Source organism: Sanguibacter biliveldensis, from assembly GCF_033798665.1.
Lineage (GTDB): Bacteria > Actinomycetota > Actinomycetes > Actinomycetales > Cellulomonadaceae > Sanguibacter > Sanguibacter inulinus.
Genome location: NZ_CP138359.1, coordinates 194,042 through 219,001 on the forward strand (window position 1 = coordinate 194,042; position 24,960 = coordinate 219,001).

The following is a 24,960-nucleotide window of genomic DNA, read 5'->3' on the forward strand; positions in this document are numbered from 1 at the left end:
TGATCGACGTCCGACGCCGTCCGAGACCTCCCGGTCTCGGACGGCGTCGGACCTGCCTGGGCAGTGCGGCCCACGCAGTCCCCCCCGGCGTGGAGGTAGAGCATGGACTGGTTCATCAACGCGGAGTCGACGCCGCACAAGCTGGCGCTCATGGCGATCGCCATCGTCCTCTTCGTCGTCGTCATGGGGGCGATCCTCTTCGCGGTCGACCGCCCCAAGAAGATCCCCGGGTGGGTCGTCACCGTCGGGTTCCTCGGCCCGGCAGTCCTGGGTCTCGGCTTCGGTCTGGTGTACCCCGGGATCCGGACCATCTGGGGCTCGCTGTTCAACCGGAACGGCGCCGAGTTCGTCGGCTTCGACAACTACGTCGCCGCCTTCACCGAAGAACAGTTCCAGGTCGTCCTGCGGAACACCCTCGCGTGGGTGATCCTCGTGCCGATCGTTGCGACGATCGTCGGTCTGGTCTACGCGGTGCTCGTCGACCGCACGCGCTACGAGTACCTCGCCAAGACACTCGTCTTCCTGCCGATGTCGATCTCGATGGTCGGCGCCGGCATCATCTGGAAGTTCGTCTACGAGTACAAGCCTGACCAGCCAGGCGTCAACCAGACGGGTGCGCTCAACCAGCTGCTGGTCTGGATCGGGCTCGAGCCGCAGCAGTTCTTGCTCGGCGCGCCCGCCAACACCTTCTTCCTCATCGTCGTGATGATCTGGATCCAGGCCGGGTTCTCGATGACCGTGCTCTCCGCAGCGATCAAGGCCATCCCCGACGACATCGTCGAGGCGGCCCGTCTCGACGGCCTGCACGGCCTCGGCATGTTCCGCTACATCACGATCCCGAGCATCCGGCCCGCGCTCATCGTCGTCATCACGACGATCGCCATGGGCACGCTCAAGGTCTTCGACATCGTCCGGACCATGACCGGCGGCAACTTCGACACCTCGGTCGTCGCGAACGAGTTCTACAACCAGAGCTTCGTGATCCGTAACCAGGGCCTCGGTGCCGCTCTCGCGGTGATCCTCTTCATCCTCGTGGTGCCGCTGGTCATCTACAACGTCCGCCAGCTCCGCATGACCGAGGAGATCCGATGAGCGCCCCCGTGAACCCCGTCGGCCCTCTGGTCAAGAAGGGGGACAGCGACGAGTCGACGCCCAACGTGTCGGTCAAGAAGCTCAGCCGTGCGGAGAAGCGCGCGATCGCCGCCAAGGGCCGTCTCACCTCGCCGTGGGCGTCCTTCGTCGCGATCGTCCTCGCGATCCTCTGGACGATCCCGACCTTCGGTCTGCTCGTCACGTCGTTCCGGCCCCGGGCAGACATCCGGACCTCCGGGTGGTGGACACTGCTCAAGGACCCGCAGCTCACGTTCGAGAACTACTCCGAGGTGCTGTTCGGGTCGTCGACGAACTTCGCGACCTTCTTCATCAACTCCCTGGTCATCACGCTGCCGGCCGTGGTCATCCCGATCTCGCTCGCGCTGCTCGCGTCCTACGCCTTCGCGTGGATCGACTTCAAGGGCCGCAACCTGCTCTTCGTCGCGGTCTTCGCGCTCCAGGTGGTGCCGATCCAGGTGACGCTCATCCCGCTGCTGTCGCAGTACGTGCAGTGGGGGGTCAACGGCTCGTTCTGGTCGATCTGGCTCTCGCACTCGATCTTCGCGCTGCCGCTCGCGATCTTCCTGCTGCACAACTTCATGAAGGACATCCCACCGTCGCTCGTCGAGGCCGCGCGGGTCGACGGTGCCGGGCACGTGAAGATCTTCTTCCAGGTGCTCATGCCGCTCCTCACCCCGGCGATCGCGTCCTTCGCGATCTTCCAGTTCCTCTGGGTGTGGAACGACCTGCTCGTCTCGCTGACCTTCGGCAACACGAACACCTTCCCGCTCACGGTGCGCATCGCCGAGCTCGCGGGAACCCGCGGCTCGCAGTGGCACCTGCTCTCAGCGGGTGCATTCGTGTCGATGATCGTCCCGCTGATCGTGTTCTTGGCACTTCAGCGGTACTTTGTGAGGGGACTCCTCGCGGGGTCCGTCAAAGGCTGAGCGCGGGCCCGCTGCACCGGGGAGGGGCGGCGGGCCCGATGGCTCTGGACGTACGGCGCGCAACGCGCGTCGCAGACGCGACAGGTGCGCGTCAGAGGTACTGGCCCGGGGTCGGACGGCTGTCCGGCCCCGGGCTCCCTGCTGTCCGGGGGGCCTCGCCGGCAAGACCTGGCGGGAGCACCCGCTGCCCGGCCTGCATCTGCTGGAGCTGCGCCTGGGCGGCCATCTGCTGCGCGACCATCGCGGTCTGCAGACCGTGGAACAGGCCTTCGAGCCATCCGACGAGCTGGGCCTGCGCGATGCGCAGCTCGGCCTCCGAGGGCACGGCGTCGTCGGTGAAGGGCAGCGTGATGCGGTGCAGCTCGGCCACGAGGTCGGGGGAGAGGCCGTCCTCGAGCTCGGTGATGGACCTCTCGTGGACCTCGGCCAGCCGCGCGCGGGCAGCCTCGTCGAGGGGTGCGCTGCGCACCTCCTCGAGGAGGCGCTTGATCATCTCGCCGATCCGCAGGATCTTCGCGGGCTCGTGGATGACCGTCGTGCGGGTCCGCTCGTCCTCGGGGGCTGCGGGCGCTGCGGCGGCCTGGGCGGGGTGGACCTCGACGCCGCGGGCATCTTCGTCGCGGGGCACCTGAGGCCCCTGAGCCTCGCGGTGGGCCCGTGAAGGCTCGGTCGGCTTCGGTGCCGCGCTGTCGTCTCGTGGTGCCGCCCCGCCGTGGTCGTGACGCCCGGCCGGCCGGTCACCTTGGTCTGGTGAGCTCTGGTTCGCTGCCATGCTCCCAGTCTCGTCCAGAACGGGCGGGGCGCACGGCGGGGAGCGTCGGGCATCCTGCCGGGCGACGGGCTCGCCGCTCAGGGGACGAGCAGGACCTTGCCGAGCACGGCGCCGGAGTCCATGAGCTCGTGCGCGCGGGACGCCTCCTGCATGGGCACCTCGGCGTGCACCACGGTGCGGACCCGGCCGTCCTCGAGCATCGGCCACACGTGCTCGCGGACCGCCTCGACGATGCTCGCCTTCTCGCTGCGCGGGCGGGCGCGCAGCGTCGTGCCCGAGACGCTCGCACGGGAGGTGAGCAGGCGTCCGAGGTCGAGCTCGGCCCGGCTGCCCTGCTGCATGCCGATGACCACGAGCCGCCCTCCGATCGCGAGGGACCGCAGGTTCGCGTCGAGGTAGGCCGCGCCGACCACGTCGAGCACCACGTCGGCGCCGCGCCCGTCGGTGTGCTCGCGCACGAGGTCCGGCAGGGCGTCGGCGAAGGAGGAGCCGTCGGTCGTCCTGTAGACGAAGCCGCCTGCGGCTCCGAGCGCGACGCAGGCGTCCACGCGGTCCTGGGAGCCGGCCGTCACGAGGACGCGGGCACCGAGGGCGACGGCCACCTGGACGGCGATGGTCCCCACGCCGCCGGCACCGCCGTGCACGAGCAGGGTCTCGCCCGCCTCCAGGTGGGCCGTGCTCACCAGGTTGCTCCAGACCGTGCACACGGCCTCGGGCAGGGACGCGGCCTCGACGAGGGTCATGCCCGCGGGGACCGTGAAGAGCTGGGTGGCCGGGACGGTCACGTGCGTCGCGTAGCCGCCGCCGTCGACGAGGGCCGCGACGCGCTGGCCGACCTGCCACCCGGCGACCTGGTCGCCGATCGCCTCGACGACCCCCGACACCTCGAGACCCGGCCAGTCGGGTGCCCCGGCGGGCGGCGGGTAGTGGCCCTGGCGCTGGAGGAGGTCGGCCCGGTTGACCCCGGCGGCCGCGACCCGCACGAGCACCTCGTCCGCCGCGGGGACGGGGGTCGGGACCTCCCGCCAGGTGAGCACCTCGGGGCCGCCGAACTCGTCGATCATCACTGCGCGCATCGTCCCAGCGTACGACCGCGCTGGTGGTCCGGCACGGGCGGCGCCGCGCGGCCGCCTGACGAGGGACGTGCGGGTTAATTCCGCGAAGGCGCTCAAGGTGCTGGCGGCTCGGGCCGATGCTCTCGATGCGGCGGGTGTCGGACGAGGTCTCCTCGGGCGGGCCCGCACCCCGCAGACCCGATCACCAGACCGCACGAGCCGAGGAAGAGGAGGGGTACAGATGCTCCGCAAGCTGAGCGTCCGAGGGAAGATCCTGGCGACCCTCGCCGTCCCTGTCCTCGTGCTGTTCATCGCCGCCGCGATGTTCTCCCTCGCCGCCTTCGACGACGCCAAGGTCGCCGGGCAGGCGCAGGGCGTCGTCGACCTCGGCCCCGCGATCGAGACCGCGACCCAGGCCCTGTCGGACGAGCGGACGGTCTCGGTCAACACCGAGCGGGGTGAGACGACCGCGAAGATCGTCGCCGCCCGCAAGGTCACCGACGCGGCCCTCGCCGACCTCGCGACGGCCTTCGAGGCCGTCGACACCGGTGCGCTCGACGCGCGGGTCAGCGAGGCGCTCGAGACGGCGCTGCGCGAGAACAGGCTCGAGCTGGTCATCATCCGCGACGAGCAGAAGCGCGGGTCTGCCGACACCGACGACCTCTCGACCAGCTACACGGAGCTCGTCCGCGGGCTGCCTGCCGGCCTCGCCGCGCTCGCCGCGACCCTGACCGACCGGCCGCTCGCGGCTGACGTCACCGCGTACGTCACCTCGCTCGACGCCGCCGACCAGCTCGGTGCCGAGCTCCCGCTGATGCAGGCTGCGCTCGTCGACGCGTCCCGCAGCAAGCTCGCCGTCAACCGTGTCTACGCGCTGACCGGGATCGTGGCCGACACCAACGCGGCCCGGTCGACGGCGACCAGCGCCGTCGGCGCCCTGGGCGTCGAAGGACTGCTGGTCCCGCGGCCCAACGTGGAGTACGCGGGTCTGCGCAGGCTCCTCGCGACGGGTGACTTCAGCGCTGTGACGCCCGACCTCGCAGCCCGGTGGCCCGACGCCGTCCAGGCGGAGATCAACCGCTTCGACCCGCTCGTCGACACCCTCGCCTCCCGCACGTCGGACGCGGCCGCCAGGTCCACGGCCTCTGCCCGCACGACAGCCGTCGTCACGGTGCTCGTGGCCATGCTCGCCGTCGCCGCCTCCGTGGCCGTCGCGCTGCTCATCGCCCGACGCATCACCGGCCCGCTCAAGCACCTGACGAAGGCCGCGACCGAGGTCCGCGACCAGCTGCCGAAGCTCGTCGAGCAGAGCGCGGTCCCCGGCGAGATGCCGGACTTCACGCTCGCCGAGATCCCCGTCGAGTCCGACGACGAGGTCGGCCAGCTCGCCGCCGCCTTCAACGACGTCAACCACACGACGGTCGAGGTCGCCCGCGAGCAGGCTGCGCTGCGCGGGTCGATCGCCGAGATGTTCGTCAACGTGGCCCGCCGCGACCACGTGCTGCTCAACCGTCAGCTCGCCTTCCTCGACGACCTCGAGAGGTCCGAGGAAGACCCGAACATCCTCGCGAACCTGTTCCGCCTCGACCACCTCGCGACCCGCATGCGCCGCAACTCCGAGTCGCTGCTCGTGCTCGCCGGGATCGACTCGGGTCGGCGCGTCCGCCAGCCGATGCCCGTCTCCGACGTGGTGCGCACGGCGTCCTCCGAGATCGAGCTGTACGACAGGGTCCGCCTGAACCTCGAGTCCGACCCGCTCATGCTCGGCCACACGGCGCTCAGCGCCGCGCACCTCGTCGCCGAGCTCCTCGAGAACGCCACGATGTTCTCGGAGCCGAACACCGCCGTCGAGGTCACCACGACCCGCACCAAGCACTTCGTGACCATCGAGGTCCGCGACCACGGGCTCGGCATGAGCGCCGCCGACATCGCTACCGCGAACGAGAAGGTCGCCTCGCGCTCACCCTCCGACGTGATCGGTGTCCAGCGCCTCGGGCTCTTCGTGGTCGGGCGCCTCGCCGACAGGCTCGGTGCGCACGTGGTCTTCGGCGCCCCTGTCGACGGCAGCGCCGGCACGGTCGTCACGGTCTCCCTGCCGCTCGCGCTGTTCGTCGACGAGTCCGACGTCCCCCTGCAGATGCCGACGGACCCGCTGGTGCCCGCCACGCAGCAGGCCACGCAGGACTGGAGCGCGCCCGAGGCCGCCCCGGCCGCCCAGCCTGTCGACCTCGAGGCGCTGACCGACGGCTCGACCTCCCTCGGCATGCCGCGTCGTCGTGCGTCCACGCCGCTCGGTGCCGCGCTGCCTGACGCCCCGGTCGCCGGCGCGCCGGCGAACCTGCCGCCGGCCGACGACTCGATCGTCCTCCCGGCGCTCGAGTCAGCGGACCCCGAGGTCGAGCTGTCGGCGTCGACCGACGTCGACTGGGCCCCCGAGCAGACCCTCGCCGAGGCGCTCCCGCCGTCGCTGCCGAGCCGGTCCCCGGGCGGAGCCTCTGCTGCTGGCCCGGCGGTCCTCGAGCCCGTCCAGGACGCCCCGCTGCTCGACGGCGGACGACGCAGCGCCATGTTCTCCAGGTTCCGGACCCTCAACGCTCTCGAGGACGGGGCGTCGGCCCTCGACGCCGTGGCCGCCGAGCGCGGTGCGACCTCACCGCCCCCGGCCCTCGTCGAGGACGACCAGGAACCGACGTGGAGCACCTCTGCGCTCGACAGCCTCGGGCTGCGCGCGCCGGAGCCTGCGCCCGTCCAGGGACCCTCCCTCGTGGTGCCGGCGCTCGAGCCCGACGACGAGCCCTGGGCTCCTGCTGCTCCCGCCGTCGACGACGCGTGGGCACCGGCCGTGGTGCTGGACGAGCCGTTCCCTGCGGATGAGCCCGCGGCCGTCGCGGGCCCCGCCAGGGCCTTCCAGCCCTCGCAGGCGTACGAGCCGGCTGCTGCGTACGAGTCCGCGGCTGCCTACGAGACTGCTGAGGCCTTCGAGCCCGCAGCCGCGTTCGAGCCCGCCGCGGCCTACGAGCCCGCCGCCGCCTTCGAGCCGACGGCGACCTACGACCCGACGGGTGCCTACCAGCCTCTGCCCGACTTCGAGCCCGAGCCTGCCTACGCCCCGGCCGAGGCCTTCGAGCCGCTGCCGGTCTACGAACCCCAGCCGGCGTACGAACCCCAGCCGGTCTTCGCGCCCGAACCTGTCGTCGCGCCGGAACCCGTCGTCGAGCCGGCCGCCCTGTGGGAGCCCGAGACGGCGTACAGCGCGCTCCCGACAGCAGCCCTGGCCGAGGAGCCCTCCGCGCCGGAGCAGGCCTTCGAGCCCGCACCCGTGGCGGCCCCCGCGCTCACGACCCGGGCGGCCCGCCGCGCGCTGGTCGAGCCTGAGCCCAGGTCGTCGGTGTTCTCTGCACCTGCCGAGCAGGTCGTCGAGCCTGAGCCGGTCGTCGCGGAGGCCCCGGTCGTCCAGGCGCCGGCCGCCGCAGCAGCCCAGGCCCCGGTGGCGCCGGCCGCCGAGCCCGCAGCAGCCTGGGGCACCGGAGCGGCGCTGCCGAGCTTCGCCGACGTCGTCGCCGACGCGCCGACCCGGCGGTCGACCAAGCAGCGCGAGGCGCCCGTGCGCCGCAGCCTCTTCGGTCGCAAGAAGAAGCGTGAGGACGAGGTCGACGAGGCTCCCGCCGCCGTCGCACCGCGGCCCGTCATGCCGGTCACACGGACAGGCCCGGCCTCCTTCGCGCCGGCCGAGCCCGTCGCGGCCCCCGTCCAGCCGCTCTTCCTGCCCGAGTCCGCCCCCGTGCTGGCGACAGCCCCCGTGGCGGAGCCTGTCGCGTGGGCACCGGCCCCGGCACCGGCCCCGTCACCGTCGGGCAGCACGCTGCCCGACCTGGCGAGCGGCTCCTGGAACCCTGCTCCTGTCCCGGACACCGCGCTCGCCGAGCTCGGCAAGATCGCCGGGGCGGGCGACAGCTGGACGCCCCCCGGGCAGATCAGCTCGGACATGTCCTCGATGCTCGCCATGCGGTCGAACATCCAGGAGCAGGCGCTGGCCGAGCTGAGCCAGCTGTCCTCCTACCGCCCTGCGGCGGTCGAAACCTCACAGGGCGGCGGGCTGACCCGCCGTACCCGTGGCGAGGTCGCGGAATCCACCGACGACCTCGCGTCCCAGAAGATCAGCCGCGACGCGGCCGAGCTTCGCTCCAGGCTCTCGGCGTTCCAGTCGGCCACCTCGCGTGGTCGCCAGGCACCCGAGGCCGACGGTCCCACCGCGGAGGCACCGGCACCCGCCGGCGACCTCGGCACGCAGTACGTCCCAGACTCGGCGCCCCAGCCGCGTTGATGGTCTTTCGCCACTGAGGCATCGAGAAGGAGGAAGCGTGAGCGCTCTCAGCACCGAGGCGACGAACTTCGGTTGGTTGCTGGACAACTTCGTCAGGACAGTTCCTGGCACCCGTCACACCCTGGTCGTGTCGGCCGACGGCCTGCTCATGGCCATGTCCGACAACCTGGACCGGACCAGCGGCGACCAGCTCGCCGCGATCGTGTCCGGCATGTCGAGCCTGACCCGCGGGGCGTCCCGCCAGCTCAACGGAGGTGCGGTCCGTCAGTCCATCATCGAGATGGACAACGGCTTCCTGTTCCTCATGAACGTGTCCAACGGCTCTGTCCTCGCGGCTGTCGCGGACTCGACGTGCGACGTCGGTCTGATCGGCTACGAGATGGCGATGCTGGTCTCTCGGACCGAGGCGACGCTGACGCCTCAGCTCATCACCGAGATGCGCAGCAGCCTGCCGGTCGACGGAGCCGTCCGCGCCCCGGTCGGATGAGGTTGCCATGATGAACAGACGGTCGAGCTCGCACTCCATGGACGGCGAGCACTTCGAGGCCGCGACGGTGCGGCCCTACGCCGTGACCGGCGGTCGTGTGCGGTCGGCGACGTCGAACCTGCCCCTCGAGACCCTCATCGAGGTGCTCCCGGGGGCTGTCGACAGCCGTGGCCTGCCGCCCGAGAAGCGGGCGATCCTCAGCCACGCCGCCAGCACCTACGTGTCGATCGCCGAGGTGTCCGCGCTCCTGCGGATGCCCCTCGGGGTGGTCCGCATCCTCATCGCGGACCTCGCCGAGGACGGCTACCTGACCATCCACACGTCTACGCCAGTCAATGTTCACACCGGTCACGGCCAGAACCCGGCCCTGTCCCTGAGTGTGTTGGAGAGTGTTCTCAATGGTATTTCAGCCCTCTAGCGGACCGGCCGAGGCCACCGCTGTGAGCAAGCCCGTCGGAGCGCCCACGGTCGTCAAGATCGTGGTCGCAGGCGGGTTCGCCGTCGGCAAGACGACGTTCATCGGGTCGATCTCCGACATCGAGCCTCTCAACACCGAGGCTGCGATGACCGAGCACTCGGTCGGCGTGGACGACGCCGGCGGCGTGTCCGACCGCAAGACGACCACGACAGTCGCCATGGACTTCGGGCGCATCGAGCTCCCGGGCTCGCTGTGGCTGTACCTCTTCGGCACGCCGGGTCAGGACCGCTTCCTCTTCATGTGGGACGACCTGGTGCGCGGTGCGATAGGCGCTGTGGTGCTCGTCGACACCGACCGCCTGGAGCAGTGCTTCCCGGCAGTCGACTACTTCGAGTCGCGCGGCATCCCCTTCGTGGTGGGCGTCAACTGCTTCGACGGGGTGGCCAAGCACAGGTTGGAGGACGTCCGCGAGGCGCTCCAGATCCCTGCTCACGTGCCGATGCTCTACACGGACGCCCGCTCGCGCGCGGCGACCAAGCAGTCGCTCATCGCGCTCGTGCAGCACGCCATGCAGCAGATCCGGGCCGCCTGAGCCAGCTGCTCGACCAGACTGACCTCGCGGCCGATCCCCCCTCGGCCGCGAGGTCGCCCGTCGTGCGGCGAGGTCGTGCGGTCCTCGCCCAGGTCGCATGTCGTGCCGCGAGGTCGTCCCGTCCTCTCCCGGGTCGCCTCCGGTCCGCGAGGTCGCCCGTCGTGTCCGGTCACGAGGTCGCCCGTCCTGCCCCCAGGTCGAACGTCTGTCGGCGAGGTCGTACGGACACGCCGGATCTGCCCTGTCCTCGGGGTGTTCTGGCGTGTTCGTACGACCTCGTTCCCCTGAGGGTGACCTCGGTGCGATCGACGCTCTGGGTGCGCGTGGGGAGTTCGGTTCGGGGCGGGTCTCGTGGCAGGATGTCCAGTGCGTCTGACGGCGCGTGCACCTCAGGGTGACGCGCAGCAGGATGCGAGGAGGTGTGGCAGAGCGGCCTAATGCACCAGTCTTGAAAACTGGAGTCGGTGAAAGTCGACCGTGGGTTCAAATCCCTCCGCCTCCGCAGCAGAACAGCCCCTGACCTGGTCTCACAGACCGGGTCAGGGGCTGTTCTCGTGTCAGCACCCTGTGCTCGGCAGGGGCGGCTCTAGGCTCTCGCGAGCAGTCCCTGGGCCAGCAGATGGCTAGCAGCTGGCTAGCGCCGGCCACGCTGAGCGGTGCTCGTGCGTCCGACAGGTCCCACCTGGCGGGCCCGGGAGAGTGGGGGAAGTCGTCTCAGCTCGTGGTGGCGGGCGTGAGTGCGGAGGGGGCGTCGGAAGCTACGGTGCGCAGATTGGCATCGACTCGACGACGGCTCTCTCGGTGACGACATTCGTCTCCACTGTGCAGTCGAGCTCACCTTGAGGCCCAAGAGTGGACCATGCAAGAAATGCCAGGGTGGCCATCGCTACGGATGTGGCACCAAGTGCAACGATCGCCTTGGTGGATCTCCGGCTGTCCGTTGCCATCGTCGAGTCCACTTCGTAGAGGTGCTGCAGGTGTGAGGTCACCGCCCTTCTACTGTCCCATCAGGCAGCGTCAGGTGTCCCTGGCAGCTCGTGCGGGTCGGTGAGAGCCGACCGTGGGTTCACATCCCTCCGCCTCCGCAGCACGCAGAAGCCCTCGACCGGACGAGCTCCGGTCGAGGGCTTCTGGCGTCCTGCGTGCGGGACTGCGGGACTGCGGGACTGCGGGACTGCGGGACTGCGGTATTGCGGCGTCAGCTGCCGAGCTGCACCCGCAGCGCCGGGGGCAGCAGGTCGCCGTGCGCCGCGACGAGCTCGTCGCACAGCGCCCAGATCTGCTCCGGGGTCAGGGTCGACGACGTGTTCGGGTCCACGAGCGCCGCCTGGCGGACGAGCAGCGGGTCGCCGCGACGTGCTGCCTCGACGGTGAGCCCGGCGACCGAGGCGTAGGGCTGGTTGACCGCGGCGCACTGGACCGGCAGGGCGCCCATCGGGACGGGGTGGATCCCCGAGCTGTCGACGGTCGCCGGGACCTCGACGACAGCGCCCTGCGGCAGGTTGTCGATCAGCCCGACGTTCGGCACGTTGACGTGCACCTCGCGATGGGTGCCCGTGACGATCGAGTGGATGATCTGCGGTGCGTACTCGCTCGCGCCAGCGTCGAGCGTGAAGTCTTCGTCGGCGGCGAGGATCCGCCGCGTCTCGTCGAGCTGGGCGAGGTTGGCACGGCTGATGTCGGCGTACTCGAGGGGCTTGAGGCGGTACCTCTCGATCTGCTCGGGCGACCGCAGGAACCACGGCAGGTACTCGGAGGAGTGCTCGCTGGTCTCGGTCGGGTAGTAGCCGATGCGCCGGAACATCTCGACGCGGACCCGGCGCTCGAGCTCGGGGTCGGCCGCGATCTTCTCCGCCAGGCGCGGGTACAGGCTCTCGCCCTGGTGCTCCCACCGGACCATCCACGACTGGTGGTTGATCCCGGCGGCCCGGAAGGTCGTCTCCTCGACCGGGACGCCGACGAGCTCGGCCAGGTCGTTCGCGGTCCAGTAGACGCTGTGGCACAGCCCGGCGACCTTGATGTCGGGGGCGACGACGGAGGCCCACCAGACGTTCATGGCCATCGGGTTGGTGTAGTTGAGCAGCCAGGCGTCGGGGCAGACGTCGCGCATGTCTGCGGTGAGCGCCTCGATCACCGGGAAGGTGCGCAGCGCCCGGAAGATCCCGCCGACGCCAGTCGTGTCGCCGATGGTCTGCAGGAGCCCGTGCTCCGCGGGGATGGTGAGGTCGCGCAGCGTCGCGTCGACCCCGCCCACCTGGATCATGTTGATGACGAAGTCGGCCCCGTCGAGGGCCTCTCGGCGGTCGAGGGTGGCGGTGACCTCGGGGGAGGCCCCGAGCTGGGCGGCGACGCGACGGGTGGTCGCCTCGGCGACGACGAGCCGTTCCTGGTCGATGTCGTGCAGGGACAGGTGCGCCCCGGCGAGCTCCGGGAACCGGAGGATGTCGCTCACGAGCTGACGGGTGAAGACGACGCTGCCTGCGCCGATGAACGCGATGTGAACCATGGGTCGATCATGGCGCAACATCGGATGGCGTGCAAGAATCTGATTGGAACCTGACCCAATCGATCAACTTCAGCCACGGGAGACCGCGACGATGCCCCTCCACGACGCCTTGGGTGTGAACCCGAGCACGCCCCCAGTCCCAGACCTGCGCGTCGCCGACTGGACACCCCGGCAGCAGCTGCGGGTGCCCACCACCCGCGTCACCCGCGCGGCCGTCCCGGCTGTCGACATCCACAACCACCTCGGCCGCTGGCTCACCGACGACTGGTGCACCCCTGACGTGGACGCTCTGCTCGCCCTCATGGACGAGGCCAACCTCACGACGGTGGTCAACCTCGACGGTCTGTGGGGCGACGCCCTCGAGGCGAACCTCGACCGCTACGACCGTGCCCACCCCGGCAGGTTCGTCACCTTCTGCCAGGTGGAGTGGCCGCTGCTCGCCGAGCCCGACGGGGTCGAGCGCCTCGTCGCCCAGCTGCGCGACTCGGCCGCCCGCGGGGCCCGCGGGGTCAAGGTGTGGAAGAGCCTCGGCCTGTCGGTCCGCGACGCCTCCGGCGCGCTCGTCCAGCCTGACGACCCGCGGGTGGTCGGGGTGCTCGCTGTCGCCGGTGAGCTCGGACTCCCGGTGCTCATCCACGTGGCTGACCCCATGGCTTTCTTCGATCCTCTCGACGCGCACAACGAGAGGTTCGACGAGCTCGCCGGGCAGCCGGACTGGTCCTTCGCGGACCGCTCGGTCTACCCCTCCTTCCACGGTCTCCTCGGAGCCCTCGAGGAGCTCGTGCGCGCGACGCCGGGGACCACCTACATCGGCGCCCACGTCGGCTGCGTCGCGGAGGACCTCGACCACGTGTCGAGGCTGCTGCGCGAGCTCCCGAACTTCTTCGTCGACACCGCAGGCCGCGTCGCGGAGCTGGGGCGCCAGCCGCGACGGTTCCGCCGGCTGCTCGAGGAGTTCCCGGACCGGGTGCTCTTCGGCACCGACATCTTCCCGCTCGAGCGCGCCGGCCTCGAGACGTACTTCAGGTTCCTCGAGAGCGACGACGAGAGCTTCCCCTACGCGCCCGGCGCGAGCATCCCTCCGCAGGGGCGGTGGGCGGTCTCCGGGGCCGACCTCCCCCTCGACCTGCTGACCTCTCTCTACAGCACCAACGCGCGCCGCATCCTGGGTCTCGGCGAGTGACCGGGCCCCGGGGTGCGCGCGCCGTCGCGGCGGTGTCGCCCTCCGCGGTCCGGGCCCCGTCAGGTCGCGACAGGCTGCGCGGCGCCCTCGTCGGCGTCGGTGAGCCGTGCCCGGGCCGGCCGGATCCCACCGGTCAGGTGCGAGGACTCGACCTGGCTCATCGCCAGCCTCACGGCGCCCCGGGCCACGTGGTCGCCGCCCAGGGTCGAGACGCGCACGTCGGGCATGCGGATGACGCTGCGGCCGACCATCGCCGAGAACTCCGGCACCCACAGGTCGGCCCAGGGTGTGCTGCCACCACCGAGCACGACGACCTCGGGGTCGAGGGTGAGCACGAGGGCGGACGCGCCTGTCGCGACGGCTCGGGCGTACTCGCGGACGAGCCGTCGCGCGCCGGGGTCGCCGCGCCGCGCGGTCTCGAAGGTGGTCGAGGCGGCTGCGGCGTCCACGTCGAGCTCGTCGTCACCGGCGTCGTCGCCGCGGAGGATGCCGATCGCCTTCTTCCAGCGGACCACGGGGAGCCGACCGATCTCACCGGCGGCACCGGCGTGGCCCTTGACCAGCACACCGTTGACGAAGGCCGCAGCGCCCGTCCGCAGCCCCGCCAGGATGTAGACGACGTCGTCGGCGCCCTGCGCTGCTCCCCACGCGTGCTCGGCGAGCAGCGCCAGCTTGACGTCGTTCTCGACGCTCACAGGGCACGGGAAGGTCGCGGACAGGTGGCCGACCAGGTCGACGTCGGTCCAGCCCGGCAGCGGGCTGAAGAGGGAGGTGCGTCCTGTCGCGTCGACGGGGCCCGTCACCGCCGCACCGACGGCCCACACGTCCTGCGGGCTCGCGCCGTGCTCGGCGAGGGCCTCGCGCAGGGTCTGGTCGATCGCCCCGAGCCGCTCGGGCGGGGCGAGCGTCGGGTCGACGGCCACCTGGTGGTCGACGAGCACGGTCCCGTCGAGGTCGGCCAGCAGCACGGAGATCCTGTGCACGCCGATGTCGAGGCCTACCAGCAGGCCGGCCCTGCTCCTGAAGGCGAAGCGCTGGGGCGGACGGCCACCCTGCCCGTCGAGCACGGGCTCGACCACGTCGACCCAGCCGAGCCCGACGAGCTCGGAGACGAGGGAGTTGATGCTCGGGCGCGAGAGACCTGTCGCGCGGGTGAGCTCGGACGTGGTCGACGGACCGCTCGACCTGATCGCGCCCAGCGTGCGCTCGAGGTTGTACTCCCTGACCTGGATCGTCGCCATGTGTGTGTACAGCTCCTTCGACTCGTGGACTACCAGTACCACACGCAGGAAGTGGCACACGTGACCCAGGTTACGTAAAACGCTTGACAGGGTTCTAGCAAGTTCCTAGCCTAACCATCAGACCAGTGCAGGGGCACCACACAGCCCAGGAGGTTCTCAGTGACGAGACTGCTCGAGACGTCGGCCGATACCGGCCGACGCAGAGACAGCGACGACAGCGACGGCGGGCCGTCCGGCCGCACCGTGAAGAAGCCGTTCCGGAACCGCAAGGAGAGCTGGGCCGCGGCCATCCTCCTCCTCCCGGCCCTCTTCGGGTTCGCGGTGTTCTGGATCTACCCCACGATCCGCGGCACCTACTACTCCATGACGGACTTCAACCTCCTGCGGGAGCCTGAGTTCATCGGTCTGGAGAACTTCCGCCAGGTCGCCTCCGACCCCCAGGTGTGGAGCTCGCTGCGCATCACGGCCGTCTTCGCGGTCGCGAACATCGTCCTCGTCATGGTGCTCGCCCTCGTGCTCGCCGCGCTCATGCAGCGCCTCAACCTCAAGACCTGGCTCCGGTCGGTCCTGCTGCTCCCGTGGCTCGTGCCCAACGTGGCCATCGCGCTCATCTGGGGCTGGCTGCTCGACGCCAACGTCGGCTACCTCTCGAACCTGCTCGACTCGATCGGCATCAGCGGTGTGACCTTCTACAACCCGAAGGCCGCCCTGTGGATCATCGTCATGATCTCCGTCTGGTCGGGCCTCGGCTACACGGCGCTCCTGCTCTACGCAGGGATGCTCCAGGTGCCGTCCGAGCTCTACGAGGCCGGCTCGATCGACGGGGCCTCCGAGACCCGGATGTTCTTCGGGATCACGCTGCCCCTCATCCGCCCGGTCATCGCCCTGGTGCTCGTCGTCTCGTTCATCGGCTCGTTCCAGGTGTTCGACCTCGTCCAGGTCGGGTACGGCAACAACCCGATCCCCGAGGTCCGGGTCATCTACTACTACATCTACCAGCTGGCCTTCTCGTTCCACCGCATGGGCTACGCCTCAGCGGTGTCGATCCTGCTCGTGGTGCTCCTGGGCGCCCTGACCTACGTGCAGCTGCGCATGATGCGCGCCAACCGATCGGACCTCGCATGACCACCACCACGCCAGCCCCCGCCGCCGTCGGCACCCCGGTCCGCACCCGGTCCAGGTTCACCCCGGCCCGCCTCGCCCCCGGCAGGCTCGTCGCGTGGCTCGTCCTCGCGCTCGTCGTCCTCGCGACCGTCTTCCCGTTCTACTGGATGGTCCGCACGTCCCTCACCCCGACGTCAGACCTCATCGCGGACTCGGGCAGGTTGTTCCCGAGCGACCCGACCCTGGTCAACTTCCGCAGGGTGCTCGGCCTGACGACCACCCAGGAGGCGATCGCCGCGGGCGGCACCGGCGCGAGCATCAACTTCCTGCGGTACACGATGAACTCCTTCATCTTCGCCGGGTCGGTCGCGCTCGTGCAGACGCTCTCCTGCGCCGCGGCGGCCTATGCCTTCGCCCGCCTCACCTTCCGTGGGCGGGACGGCCTCTTCGTCCTGATCATCGCGGGGCTGATGATCCCGGGGATCTTCACCCTGCTGCCGAACTTCGCCCTCATGCGCGAGCTCGGCCTGCTCAACACGATGCTCGCCCTCGTGGCCCCGTCCCTGCTCGTCACACCCTTCGCGATCTTCTTCCTGCGGCAGTTCTTCCTCTCGCTGCCGCGCTCCGTCGAAGAGGCCGCGATGCTCGACGGCGTCGGCCCTCTCGGCAGGTTCTGGCGCTTCGCGCTGCCCATGAGCCGCGGGCCCGTCGCGACGATGATCCTCATCACCTTCGTCGGCATGTGGAAGGAGTACCTGTGGCCGCTGGTCGCCGGGAACTCCGAGAGCACCCGCGTGCTCACCGTCGGGCTCAGCGTGTTCCAGCAGCAGTCGCCCAACACCCGTCCCGACTGGACGGGCCTCATGGCCGGCTCGACCCTCTCGGTCGTCCCCGTGCTCATCATCCTCATCTTCCTCGGACGCCAGCTCGTGCAGTCCCTCAACTTCTCCGGCGGCAAGTAGCCCGCCCGAGCCGTCTCGCTCTTCCCCCCTGGGCAGTCAGACAGAAAGGCACGACCATGAAGAAGCTCGCAGCACTCGTGGCGATCGGGGCAGCATCGGCGCTGACCCTCACCGCCTGCTCCTCCGGCGACAGCTCGGCCGACGGCGGCGACGTCACCCTCCAGTACTGGATGTGGGACGACCAGCAGGCGCCGCTGTACCAGGCCTGCGCCGCAGCCTTCACCGAGGCCAACCCGGAGATCACCGTCGAGATCACCCAGACCGGGTGGGCGCAGTACTGGCAGAACCTCAACACCCAGATCACCGCCGGCACGGCGCCCGACATCTTCGTCAACCAGATCTCGTACTACAAGGAGTTCGTCGACAACCAGCAGCTGCTCGACCTCTCCGAGTACGTCGACGCCTCCGACATCGACTTCGCGGACTTCACGCCGGACCTCGCCGACAGGTGGGTCGAGGGTGACGCCCGCTACGGCCTGCCCAAGGACTGGGACACCGTCGGTGTCCTCTACAACGTGAAGGCCGCCGAAGAGGCAGGCTTCACGGCCGAGGACATGGCCTCCCTCACGTGGAACCCCACAGACGGCGGCACCTTCGGCGAGTTCGTCCGTGCGACGAGCATCGACTCCGCAGGCCGCGACGGGCGCGACCCCGCCTTCGACAGCGACGACGTGGTGCGTTACGGCTACTACCCGGAGTGGGCCGACGGGGCCATCGGCCAGAACGGCTGGGGAGTGTTCGCCCACGCCAACGGCTTCACCTTCGGCGACGGCACCTCGGCACCCGACTACTCCGACGAGTCCCTCGTCGAGACCGCCACCTGGTTGCAGTCCCTCATCGAGGACGGCTACGCGCCGAGCTTCGACTCCACGTCGACCCTGGGCACCCAGGCCGTGATGGAGAACGAGAACGCCGCCTCGACGATCCAGGGATCGTGGATGGCGTCCTCGTACCTCGGTGAGGCCGCACCCGTGGACTTCGCCTTCGCCGCCGTGCCGACAGGTCCCGAGGGGCGCTTCGCGTCGACGAACGGGCTCGCGGACTCCGTCTGGGCCGGGACGTCGCACCCTGACGAGGCCTACAAGTTCGTCGAGTACCTGGCCTCGGCCGAGTGCCAGGACACCGTCGGCGAGGCCGGCCTGATCTTCCCGGCGCTCACCTCCGCGACCCAGGTCGCCCTCGAGGCCCGCGAGGCCATGGGCTACGACTCGACGGCCTTCGTGTCCGTGGCCGACGCGGGCGACACCTTCCTGGTCCCGGTCATCGAGCGCTCGGCCGAGGTCAACACCGCGGTCCAGGACGCCATGCAGTCGATCGCGCAGGGCACAGACGCCCAGACCGCGCTCGACACCGCGGCCGCGACGGTCGAGTCCTACTACGAGTGACACCGCGTCCGGCCAGCGGTGACCGAGTCGCTGGCCGGACTCCGGCCGGGTACCTGCCGGACTCTGACCGACCACGGCCAGGCTGCAGCCCGGAGACCGTCCGGCCGCGGCCAGACCGTTGACCACCAGCACGACCACCAGACAGCAGTGCGAGCCCAGCCTCGCCGGACACCACGACGGCGGGAGCGGTGCGCCGCACCGCTCCCGCCGTCGCGCAGAGGAGACCCCATGCCGATCGACAGCCCGACCCGCCTCCCGCTGAGGATCCAGGGTGGTGAGACCGGCGGCACCCCCGGGTGGGCCAGCCCCGCCGACGGGTCCAGCCCGACCACCGAGACCTTCTTCACAGCCTCCAGGGTCGCGATCCTGCACGGCGTGACCCAGGGCGACGTGTACCGCAACGGCCACAACTCCTGGTCCCCGACAGGGTGGCGGTCGCTGGCCGACCAGCCGCTCCGCGTGGCCAACCCGGTCCGCCGGAACACCGCAGACGACACCCGCTGGGACGACCCCGCGCGGCACCACTCGTCCTGGGTGATCGCCCTCGCCTCCGAGACGGGCACGCTCCTGCTCGGCTGCCTCGGCGGCGACACCCCGCGCCTGCACGCCGACGCCGACGTCCTCAGCGCCTGGACGGAGACCGGCAAGACCGGCGAGTGGGTCCTGCTCGAAGGCCAGGAGCAGGCTGTCTTCGCCCGGTACCGCCAGCTCTTGGCGGACCGCTACGGCGTCCTCGACCGCGACCCCGGCGCCGTGTGGTCGTCCTGGTACTCCTACTACGAGACGATCGCACACTCCGACCTCGCCGAGGTGGTGCCGCAGCTGCCCGCGCTCGGCTTCGACACCGTGCAGATCGACGACGGCTGGGAGCGGCTCGTCGGGGACTGGCAGCCGAACGACAAGTTCGCCGGCGGCATGCGGGACTCCGTGAGGCTGATCGGCGACCACGGCATGCGCGCCGGGCTCTGGATCGCGCCGTTCATCGCGCTGCCCGGCTCAGAGGTGGTCCGCCGCAACCCGCAGATGCTGCTGCGCGGCACCGACGGCGAGCTGGTCCAGGCCGGCACCAACTGGGGCAGCCACTACTACACCTTCGACTTCACGCGGCCCGACGCCCAGGAGTTCCTCGTCGACACGGTCTCGCGTGCCGTGCACGACTGGGGGTTCAGCTACCTCAAGCTCGACTTCATCAACGCCGCCACGATCGCCGGCGTGCGCTCGCAGGACGTCGACCGCGAGCAGGCCTACAGGTCGGCGATCGAGACGATCCGGGCTGCCGCCGGACCCGACACCTTCCTGCTGGGTTCGGGCGCACCGGTCTTCTCCTCGCTCGGCGTCCTCGACGCCGTGCGTACAGGGCCCGACGTCGCCCCGATGTGGGACAACTACGCGACCGACGACCCCTCCGACGCGACGGCCCACAACTCGGCCTCGAACGCCGTGAGCCGCCTGTGGATGCGCGGGCTCATCGGCCTCGACCCGGACGTCGTGTACTTCCGTCACCGTCGCAACCTGCTGAGCGAGCAGCAGATGCAGTGGCTCAAGGACATCGCGACGCTCTCGGGCTTCCCGGCGATCTCCGACCCGCCGGCCTGGATCGAGCCAGAGGACCACGCGGAGCTCCGCGAGTTCCTCACGGGGTCGCCGGCCACCGAGCAGCTGGACAGGTACAGGTTCCGGATCGACGACAGGATCGTCGACTTCGGCCCGTTGTTCGTCGACGAGGACAGCCCCTACCCGCTCTGAGCCGTCCACGCCTGAACGTCACGATCCCCGGTCCGTCGTGGACCGGGGCTCGTGGTGTCGTGCGGGACGTGCGGGACGTGCGGGACGTGCGGTGTGCGAGGCTGCTGGCTGCGCCGGTTGTGCGGCGCGCCGGGTCTTCTGCCCGGGGACGTCCCGCGAGGACGCCGTCCTCGACCGACCTGGCGAGGAGGTCGGCTCAGCCGACGTGGACCTCGAGGCCGCGGCTGCGCAGCTCGTCGAGCACGGCAGGATCAGCCCCGGAGTCGGTCACGACCCCTTCGACGTCCTCGATCGCGCAGATCCGCGCGAAGGCCGTGGCCGAGAACTTGTCGGAGTCGGCGAGCACGAAGGTGCGGCGCGCGAGCGCGACCAGGGCCGCGTTGACCGCAGCCTCGCCCTCGTGGTGGGTGAACAGGCCGTGCTCGAGGTCGAAGGCGCTCACCCCGAGGAACAGGGTGTCGATGTTGATCTCGGGCAGCATGAGCGAGGCGAGCGGACCGACGAGCTCGTAGGACTGCGACCTGGCGACGCCGCCCGTCACGACGATGCGCAGGTTCTGCCGGACGATGAGGTCGTTCGCGATGTTCACGGCGTTGGTGACCACCGTCGTGACCGAGCCCGCGAAGCGCTCGTCGCCCGCCGTGGCCACACCGACCTCGTAGGCGGCGACGGTCGTGGTGGTCCCGCCGTTGAAGGCGATGACTTCACCGGGGGTGACCAGCGAGACGGCCTTGGCGCCGATGGCGCTCTTCTCACCTGGCTGGCGCACCGTGCGGTACCGCATGGGGAGGTCGCCCGAGATGGAGTTGACCATCGCCCCGCCGCGCGTCCGGGTGACCAGCTGCTGGTCCGCCAGGGCGTCGAGGTCTCGTCGTGCTGTCGCCGGGGAGACCTCGAAGGTCTCGACGATCTGCTCCACGTGGGCCGACCCGTTGGCGACGATGTAGTCGACCAGCCTGGACAGGCGTTCTTCGCGCTCCATCTCACTCCTCGCTGGGGGAACCGGGCCGAGCCCGACCATTGAACCTTACGGTGCAGAGCAGCCGTCGGACGCCGACGGGCGCAGTCGTACGCCGCCGACGGGCGTAGCCCTGCGCCGCCGACGGTGGCAGCACGCCGCCGTCGTGCCGCTGCGGCAGAGCCTGCCACCACAGCTGGAAGAGCCCCCGCCGGCAGGGCCCCGCCGTCAGGCCGTGCGGGCGGCGGCTGCGTCGGATTCGTCGAGGTCGAGCGCGAAGAGGCGCAGCAGCCGGGCGGCCTCGGTGATCATGGCCTCGCGTCCTGGGCCCATGTACTTGCGGGAGTCGACCACAGCGGGGTTGGCCCCGAGGTACTCGCGCACGGCAGCCGTGAAGGCGCTGTTGAGGTGGGTCGAGACGTTGACCTTGACGATCCCGGCGCGGATCGCGGCCTGCATGGTCGCGTCGTCCACGCCGGAGGAGCCGTGCAGGACGAGCGGGACCGGGACGGCGTCACGCAGCCGGGCGATCAGCTCGAGGTCGAGCACCGCGGAGCGGGTGGTCATCGCGTGCGAGGAGCCGACGGCGACAGCGAGCGCGTCGACGCCTGTGGACGCGACGAAGTCCTTCGCCTCCTGCGGGTCGGTGCGGACCCCGGGGGCGTGCGCACCGTCCTTGCCGCCGATCTCACCGAGCTCGGCCTCGACGAAGACGTCGCGGGTACGCGCGTGGGCGACGACGCGGCGCGTGGCGGCGATGTTCTCGTCCCACGGCAGCGTCGCTCCGTCGTACATGACCGAGGAGTAGCCGAGGTCGACCGCGGCGAGGGCGAGGGCCTCGTCCTCGGCGTGGTCGAGGTGCAGCGAGACGCCGACCGTCGCGCTCTCGGCGAGGGCGGCCGCGGCGTGGGTCAGCGGTTCGAGGTGTCCGCCGTGGAAGGAGACGCAGTTCTGCGAGATCTGCAGGATCACGGGCTGGCCGGCGCGCTCGGCGGCGCGCACGAGGGCCTCGGCGGTCTCCAGGTGCAGCACGTTGAGGGCGCCGATGCCCGTCCCCTGGCGGGCGGCCTCGTGGACGAGGTAGCGGGTGGTCACGAGAGGCATGAGGATCCGTTCGTCGGTCGGTGGGAGAGGTCAGGGGGTGGCGCGGGCCGGCGATGGGGAGCCTGGCCGGGCGGTCGAGATCTCGACGTCGGGCTCGAGCGTCGCGGGGTCGACGGCCAGCGAGCCGGCCCACGGGCTGAGGACGGCTGCTGCGGACCACGCGACCGCGCGCCGCGCGACGGCCTCGAGGTCATCGGGCCCGAGGGTCGAGACGTCGCGCCGATGCAAGAGGCTCGCGATGGCGGCGACGGCTGCGTCGCCGGCGCCTGTGGGGTTGCCGCGCAGCGCGGCGGGCAGGCGGGCGTGGACGGCCTGGCCGCTGGGCGGGACGACGAGCAGCCCGTCGGGGCCGAGCGAGACGACCACGATCCCGGCACCGCGGCGCTGGAGCTCGTGGGCTGCGTCGAGCACGTCGAGGTCGCCGAGGGCCGCCGCGAGCTCGTCGCGGTTGGGCTTGAGGACGTCGGCCCCGGCGTCGGCAGCCGCCAGCAGGTGCGTGCCCGCGACGTCGACGACGACGGGGATGCCGGCGTCGTGGCCGACCCCGACGATGGTCTGGAGCACGTCGGACGGGGCACCTGGCGGCAGCGACCCCGAGGCCACGAGCACGTCGGCGCTGGTCGACAGCCCGCGGACCGCGGCGAGCACGGCCTGCCACTCTGCCGCGGTGCGCTGCGCGCCGTGCTCGTTGAGCATCGAGGTGACGTCTTCGCCGGTCTCGACCAGCGCGTAGGAGTGCCGGGTGGGCCCCGCGCACGGGACCAGGGTGTGGGGGACCGAGGCGAGGTCGTCGTCGAACCACGACTCCTCGCCCGAGCCGACGGGGAGCACGGCGTGCGTGTCCTCGCCCTGCTGGGCGAGGACACGCGAGACGTTCACGCCCTTGCCGCCGGCGCGACGCCGCGCGGCGTCGACCACCCGGGTGGCCCCGCGGTCGAGCTGCTCGGTGGTGACCGTGACGTCGACCGCGGGGTTGGGGGTGAGGGTGAGGATCATCGGCTCGGCTGCGGGTCGTCCTGTGCGGCCAGCGCGTCGCGGGCCGCGAGCGCAGCCCCGACCAGGCCGGCGTCCTCGCCGAGGGTCGCGCGGACGAGGCGGGGGACAGGCCCGTACCTGACGAGGCTCTCGAGGCGCTGCGCGAGGGGGACGACGAGGGCGTCGCCCGCCTCGGAGAGCCCGCCGGCGAGCACGACCACGTCCGGGACGATCAGCGTGATGGCGTGCGAGAGCCCGAGGGCGAGCGCGTCGAAGGCTGAGTCGCGGACGGCGACGGCGACGGGGTCGCCTGCTGCTGCCCGCGCGAAGACCTCTTTCGAGCCCGAGACCTCGGTGCCCGTGTCCCTCTCGTAGCGGCGGCGGATCGCCTCGGCCGAGGCGGTGGCCTCGAGGCATCCGCGGTTGCCGCAGACGCAGGGCTCGCCGCCGGGGACGACGACGGCGTGCCCGATCTCCCCGGCGTACCCGCGTCCGACGTGCAGGCGTCCGTCGACCTGGACCGACGTGGCGATCCCGGTGCCGATGGCGAGCACGAGGGCTGTCGAGGCACCCCGTGCCGCACCGAGGCGTGTCTCGGCCGCGCCCGCGGCGCGGACGTCGTGCGCGACGGCGATCGGCAGGTCGAGGGTCCGGGCGAAGGCAGCCCTGAAGTCGACGTCGCGCCACTCGAGGTTCTCGGAGTAGACGCCGAGAGCCTGGTCCTCGACGACGACGCCCGGCAGGGCGATGCCGAGGGCGGCCGGGGGCGCGCCGAGGCGCTCGGCCTCCTCGTGGACGAGGGCCGTGGCGATGCGCACGACCTCGTCGGCGCTGCCCGGGCCCGGGGGTGGGCTCGGGACGCGGCGGGGCGGGCTCATGGTCCCGTCGGCCGAGACCGACGTGACCTTCATGGTGGTGCCGCCGACGTCGATCGCGACCACGGGGTGGCCGTCGCCGAGGCTGGGGAGCGCGTCGCGGGGTGTCATGCCCACCACCTAGAGGATCACGGCGCGCGTGAGGGAGCGCGGCTGGTCGGGGTCGAGCCCGCGGTGCTCGGCCAGGGCGACGGCGAAGCGCTGCGCGACGACGAGGGCCGCGAGCGGGTCGAGGTCGTGGTGCACGTGCTGGGCGCCTGTCGCGGCGATGTCGGCGTCGAGGCCCTGGGGGACCTCGCCGAGGGTCCAGACGGCCCGTCCGGGCTGGGCGATCGAGATCGGTCCGTGGCGGTAGTCCATGGCGGGGTAGCTCTCGGCCCAGAACTGGGCTGCCTCACGGGTCTTGAGCGCGGCCTCGTGGGCGAGGCCGACGGTCCAGCCGCGACCGAGGAAGGTCACCTGCTCGAGGTCGAGGAGTGCCGTGACGTCGACGGCCAGCGCCTTCTCGGCGTCGAGGGCGAGAGGCTCGAGGTCTTCGCCGAGGTGTGCGCGCAGGAGGGCGAGGGCCGTCGTGGCGAACCGCGTCTGGACGACGGACTGCTCGTCGGCGAAGCCCAGACCGATCGTCGCGTCGGCTGCCGCGGCGCAGGGGGAGTCGTCGACGGCGGTGACCAGGACCGTCGGCACGTCGGTGAGCTGGCCGAGGAGCTCGAGGATCTCGGTCGTCGTCCCGGACCTCGAGATGGTCAGGACGCGGTCGTAGCTGCGGCCCGCCGGGAACTCCGAGCCTGCGAAGGCGTCGGTGAGGCCGTGGCCGGACTCTTCGCGCAGGACCGCGTAGGCCTGGGCCACGAACCAGCTGGTCCCGCAGCCGACCACGGCGACGCGCTCGCCGTGCTGGGGGAGCAGGCTGCTCACCTGCGGGAGCGTCGCGGCGGCTCGTCGCCAGCTCTCGGGCTGGGATGCGATCTCGTCGTGCACGTACGTCGCCGTCATGGGGCGCCTCACTGTTCTGTCAGACGGTGCGCGCACCGACTTGAATGCGCGTTCGTGATCAGGATACCCATGTAAGCGTCAGAATCAATCACTGGTCGACCTCGGCGACGAGAGGACGCGAGGTTTCGCCACCAGGCTGCGTATTTTTGCCAAGGGGGTTGCGGAAGGGGTGGTCGGCTGCTCTGATGGACGCGACGGTGGAACGGAGCACCGTCGCCACCCCGTCGGTCCGGGTGTG

The 24,960-nt window shown here is 71.0% G+C and carries 20 protein-coding genes and 1 tRNA gene; 12 read left to right on the forward strand and 9 right to left on the reverse strand.

The genetic code is table 11. The features are described 5' to 3' along the window. The first annotated feature begins 102 nt into the window (after window positions 1-102). Complete coding sequence (locus tag SANBI_RS00875) at window positions 103-1,092, forward strand: carbohydrate ABC transporter permease (RefSeq protein WP_319158058.1); 990 nt, start codon at window positions 103-105, stop codon at window positions 1,090-1,092. Beyond that, window positions 1,089-2,039: a carbohydrate ABC transporter permease gene (locus SANBI_RS00880; RefSeq protein WP_319158060.1), complete on the forward strand. Its 951-nt coding sequence runs from the start codon at window positions 1,089-1,091 to the stop codon at window positions 2,037-2,039. The genes SANBI_RS00875 and SANBI_RS00880 overlap by 4 nt, the downstream gene beginning before the upstream one ends. A gap of 91 nt (window positions 2,040-2,130) precedes the next feature. On the opposite strand, the gene SANBI_RS00885 is transcribed toward SANBI_RS00880, so the two are convergent. Together SANBI_RS00885 and SANBI_RS00890 are read right to left on the reverse strand one after the other, a co-directional pair. Next, window positions 2,131-2,667: a proteasome activator gene (locus tag SANBI_RS00885; protein WP_082544165.1), complete on the reverse strand. Its 537-nt coding sequence runs from the start codon at window positions 2,665-2,667 to the stop codon at window positions 2,131-2,133. Between the two features lie 221 nt (window positions 2,668-2,888). Then, window positions 2,889-3,887: an NAD(P)H-quinone oxidoreductase gene (locus tag SANBI_RS00890; protein ID WP_319158062.1), complete on the reverse strand. Its 999-nt coding sequence runs from the start codon at window positions 3,885-3,887 to the stop codon at window positions 2,889-2,891. Between the two features lie 220 nt (window positions 3,888-4,107). Here SANBI_RS00890 and SANBI_RS00895 point away from each other — a divergent pair, with 220 nt between their 5' ends. From SANBI_RS00895 to SANBI_RS00915, 5 genes are all read left to right on the forward strand, one after another. Then, complete coding sequence (locus SANBI_RS00895) at window positions 4,108-8,190, forward strand: ATP-binding protein (protein ID WP_319158064.1); 4,083 nt, start codon at window positions 4,108-4,110, stop codon at window positions 8,188-8,190. A gap of 37 nt (window positions 8,191-8,227) precedes the next feature. Beyond that, complete coding sequence (locus SANBI_RS00900; RefSeq protein ID WP_056135162.1) at window positions 8,228-8,677, forward strand: roadblock/LC7 domain-containing protein; 450 nt, start codon at window positions 8,228-8,230, stop codon at window positions 8,675-8,677. 7 nt (window positions 8,678-8,684) lie between these two features. Then, complete coding sequence (locus SANBI_RS00905; protein ID WP_179914317.1) at window positions 8,685-9,095, forward strand: DUF742 domain-containing protein; 411 nt, start codon at window positions 8,685-8,687, stop codon at window positions 9,093-9,095. Beyond that, window positions 9,076-9,687 carry a GTP-binding protein gene (locus tag SANBI_RS00910; protein ID WP_179914316.1) on the forward strand — a complete coding sequence of 204 codons (612 nt, stop codon included), beginning with the start codon at window positions 9,076-9,078 and terminating at the stop codon, window positions 9,685-9,687. Before SANBI_RS00905 ends, SANBI_RS00910 begins: the two co-directional genes overlap by 20 nt. A gap of 415 nt (window positions 9,688-10,102) precedes the next feature. Beyond that, window positions 10,103-10,189, forward strand: a tRNA-Ser gene (locus SANBI_RS00915). 696 nt (window positions 10,190-10,885) lie between these two features. On the opposite strand, the gene melA is transcribed toward SANBI_RS00915, so the two are convergent. Continuing rightward, window positions 10,886-12,193 carry an alpha-glucosidase/alpha-galactosidase gene (melA, locus tag SANBI_RS00920; protein WP_319158067.1) on the reverse strand — a complete coding sequence of 436 codons (1,308 nt, stop codon included), beginning with the start codon at window positions 12,191-12,193 and terminating at the stop codon, window positions 10,886-10,888. Window positions 12,194-12,284: 91 nt separating this feature from the next. On the opposite strand from melA, the gene SANBI_RS00925 reads away from it, so the two are divergent. Then, the gene (locus tag SANBI_RS00925) at window positions 12,285-13,376 is read left to right on the forward strand and encodes an amidohydrolase family protein (protein ID WP_319158069.1); all 1,092 of its coding nucleotides are present in this window, start codon (window positions 12,285-12,287) and stop codon (window positions 13,374-13,376) included. A gap of 59 nt (window positions 13,377-13,435) precedes the next feature. On the opposite strand, the gene SANBI_RS00930 is transcribed toward SANBI_RS00925, so the two are convergent. Beyond that, on the reverse strand, window positions 13,436-14,617 hold the full coding sequence (locus SANBI_RS00930) for an ROK family transcriptional regulator (protein ID WP_319158071.1): 1,182 nt from the start codon (window positions 14,615-14,617) through the stop codon (window positions 13,436-13,438). A 159-nt stretch (window positions 14,618-14,776) separates the two neighbouring features. Between SANBI_RS00930 and SANBI_RS00935 the strand changes: the two genes are divergently transcribed. The 4 genes from SANBI_RS00935 (at window position 14,777) to SANBI_RS00950 (ending at window position 19,814) form a co-directional block, all read left to right on the forward strand. Further along, entirely contained in the window at window positions 14,777-15,742 is a 966-nt protein-coding gene (locus SANBI_RS00935) for a carbohydrate ABC transporter permease (RefSeq protein ID WP_319158073.1), read from the forward strand. Then, on the forward strand, window positions 15,739-16,683 hold the full coding sequence (locus SANBI_RS00940; protein ID WP_319158075.1) for a carbohydrate ABC transporter permease: 945 nt from the start codon (window positions 15,739-15,741) through the stop codon (window positions 16,681-16,683). Before SANBI_RS00935 ends, SANBI_RS00940 begins: the two co-directional genes overlap by 4 nt. Before the next feature lie 56 nt (window positions 16,684-16,739). Further along, window positions 16,740-18,068: an ABC transporter substrate-binding protein gene (locus SANBI_RS00945; RefSeq protein ID WP_319158077.1), complete on the forward strand. Its 1,329-nt coding sequence runs from the start codon at window positions 16,740-16,742 to the stop codon at window positions 18,066-18,068. 228 nt (window positions 18,069-18,296) lie between these two features. After that, window positions 18,297-19,814, forward strand: a complete 1,518-nt coding sequence (locus SANBI_RS00950) for a glycoside hydrolase family 36 protein (protein WP_319158079.1) — start codon at window positions 18,297-18,299, stop codon at window positions 19,812-19,814. 196 nt (window positions 19,815-20,010) lie between these two features. Here the strand turns inward: SANBI_RS00950 and SANBI_RS00955 are convergent, their stop codons facing one another. The 5 genes from SANBI_RS00955 to SANBI_RS00975 all read right to left on the reverse strand — a co-directional run bounded on the left by SANBI_RS00955 (window position 20,011) and on the right by SANBI_RS00975 (window position 24,722). Further along, complete coding sequence (locus SANBI_RS00955; protein WP_319158080.1) at window positions 20,011-20,796, reverse strand: DeoR/GlpR family DNA-binding transcription regulator; 786 nt, start codon at window positions 20,794-20,796, stop codon at window positions 20,011-20,013. Window positions 20,797-21,000: 204 nt separating this feature from the next. After that, a complete protein-coding gene (locus tag SANBI_RS00960) occupies window positions 21,001-21,876 on the reverse strand; it encodes a class II fructose-bisphosphate aldolase (RefSeq protein WP_319158082.1) in 876 nt (291 codons plus the stop codon). A 30-nt stretch (window positions 21,877-21,906) separates the two neighbouring features. Continuing rightward, window positions 21,907-22,872: a 1-phosphofructokinase family hexose kinase gene (locus SANBI_RS00965; protein ID WP_319158084.1), complete on the reverse strand. Its 966-nt coding sequence runs from the start codon at window positions 22,870-22,872 to the stop codon at window positions 21,907-21,909. Then, entirely contained in the window at window positions 22,869-23,837 is a 969-nt protein-coding gene (locus SANBI_RS00970) for an ROK family protein (protein WP_319158086.1), read from the reverse strand. Before SANBI_RS00970 ends, SANBI_RS00965 begins: the two co-directional genes overlap by 4 nt. A 9-nt stretch (window positions 23,838-23,846) precedes the next feature. Further along, window positions 23,847-24,722: an SIS domain-containing protein gene (locus tag SANBI_RS00975; RefSeq protein ID WP_319158088.1), complete on the reverse strand. Its 876-nt coding sequence runs from the start codon at window positions 24,720-24,722 to the stop codon at window positions 23,847-23,849. Between the last annotated feature and the right edge of the window lie 238 nt (window positions 24,723-24,960).

What these genes read in the sequence shown, in the direction of transcription:
- SANBI_RS00875 (WP_319158058.1), top strand. Translation starts at nt 103, where the DNA reads ATGGACTGGTTCATCAACGCGGAGTCGACGCCGCACAAGCTGGCGCTC.
- SANBI_RS00880 (WP_319158060.1), top strand. Translation starts at nt 1,089, where the DNA reads ATGAGCGCCCCCGTGAACCCCGTCGGCCCTCTGGTCAAGAAGGGGGAC.
- SANBI_RS00890 (WP_319158062.1), bottom strand. Translation starts at nt 3,887, where the DNA reads ATGCGCGCAGTGATGATCGACGAGTTCGGCGGCCCCGAGGTGCTCACC.
- SANBI_RS00895 (WP_319158064.1), top strand. Translation starts at nt 4,108, where the DNA reads ATGCTCCGCAAGCTGAGCGTCCGAGGGAAGATCCTGGCGACCCTCGCC.
- SANBI_RS00905 (WP_179914317.1), top strand. Translation starts at nt 8,685, where the DNA reads ATGATGAACAGACGGTCGAGCTCGCACTCCATGGACGGCGAGCACTTC.
- SANBI_RS00910 (WP_179914316.1), top strand. Translation starts at nt 9,076, where the DNA reads ATGGTATTTCAGCCCTCTAGCGGACCGGCCGAGGCCACCGCTGTGAGC.
- melA (WP_319158067.1), bottom strand. Translation starts at nt 12,193, where the DNA reads ATGGTTCACATCGCGTTCATCGGCGCAGGCAGCGTCGTCTTCACCCGT.
- SANBI_RS00925 (WP_319158069.1), top strand. Translation starts at nt 12,285, where the DNA reads ATGCCCCTCCACGACGCCTTGGGTGTGAACCCGAGCACGCCCCCAGTC.
- SANBI_RS00930 (WP_319158071.1), bottom strand. Translation starts at nt 14,617, where the DNA reads ATGGCGACGATCCAGGTCAGGGAGTACAACCTCGAGCGCACGCTGGGC.
- SANBI_RS00940 (WP_319158075.1), top strand. Translation starts at nt 15,739, where the DNA reads ATGACCACCACCACGCCAGCCCCCGCCGCCGTCGGCACCCCGGTCCGC.
- SANBI_RS00945 (WP_319158077.1), top strand. Translation starts at nt 16,740, where the DNA reads ATGAAGAAGCTCGCAGCACTCGTGGCGATCGGGGCAGCATCGGCGCTG.
- SANBI_RS00950 (WP_319158079.1), top strand. Translation starts at nt 18,297, where the DNA reads ATGCCGATCGACAGCCCGACCCGCCTCCCGCTGAGGATCCAGGGTGGT.
- SANBI_RS00955 (WP_319158080.1), bottom strand. Translation starts at nt 20,796, where the DNA reads ATGGAGCGCGAAGAACGCCTGTCCAGGCTGGTCGACTACATCGTCGCC.
- SANBI_RS00960 (WP_319158082.1), bottom strand. Translation starts at nt 21,876, where the DNA reads ATGCCTCTCGTGACCACCCGCTACCTCGTCCACGAGGCCGCCCGCCAG.
- SANBI_RS00965 (WP_319158084.1), bottom strand. Translation starts at nt 22,872, where the DNA reads ATGATCCTCACCCTCACCCCCAACCCCGCGGTCGACGTCACGGTCACC.
- SANBI_RS00970 (WP_319158086.1), bottom strand. Translation starts at nt 23,837, where the DNA reads ATGACACCCCGCGACGCGCTCCCCAGCCTCGGCGACGGCCACCCCGTG.
- SANBI_RS00975 (WP_319158088.1), bottom strand. Translation starts at nt 24,722, where the DNA reads ATGACGGCGACGTACGTGCACGACGAGATCGCATCCCAGCCCGAGAGC.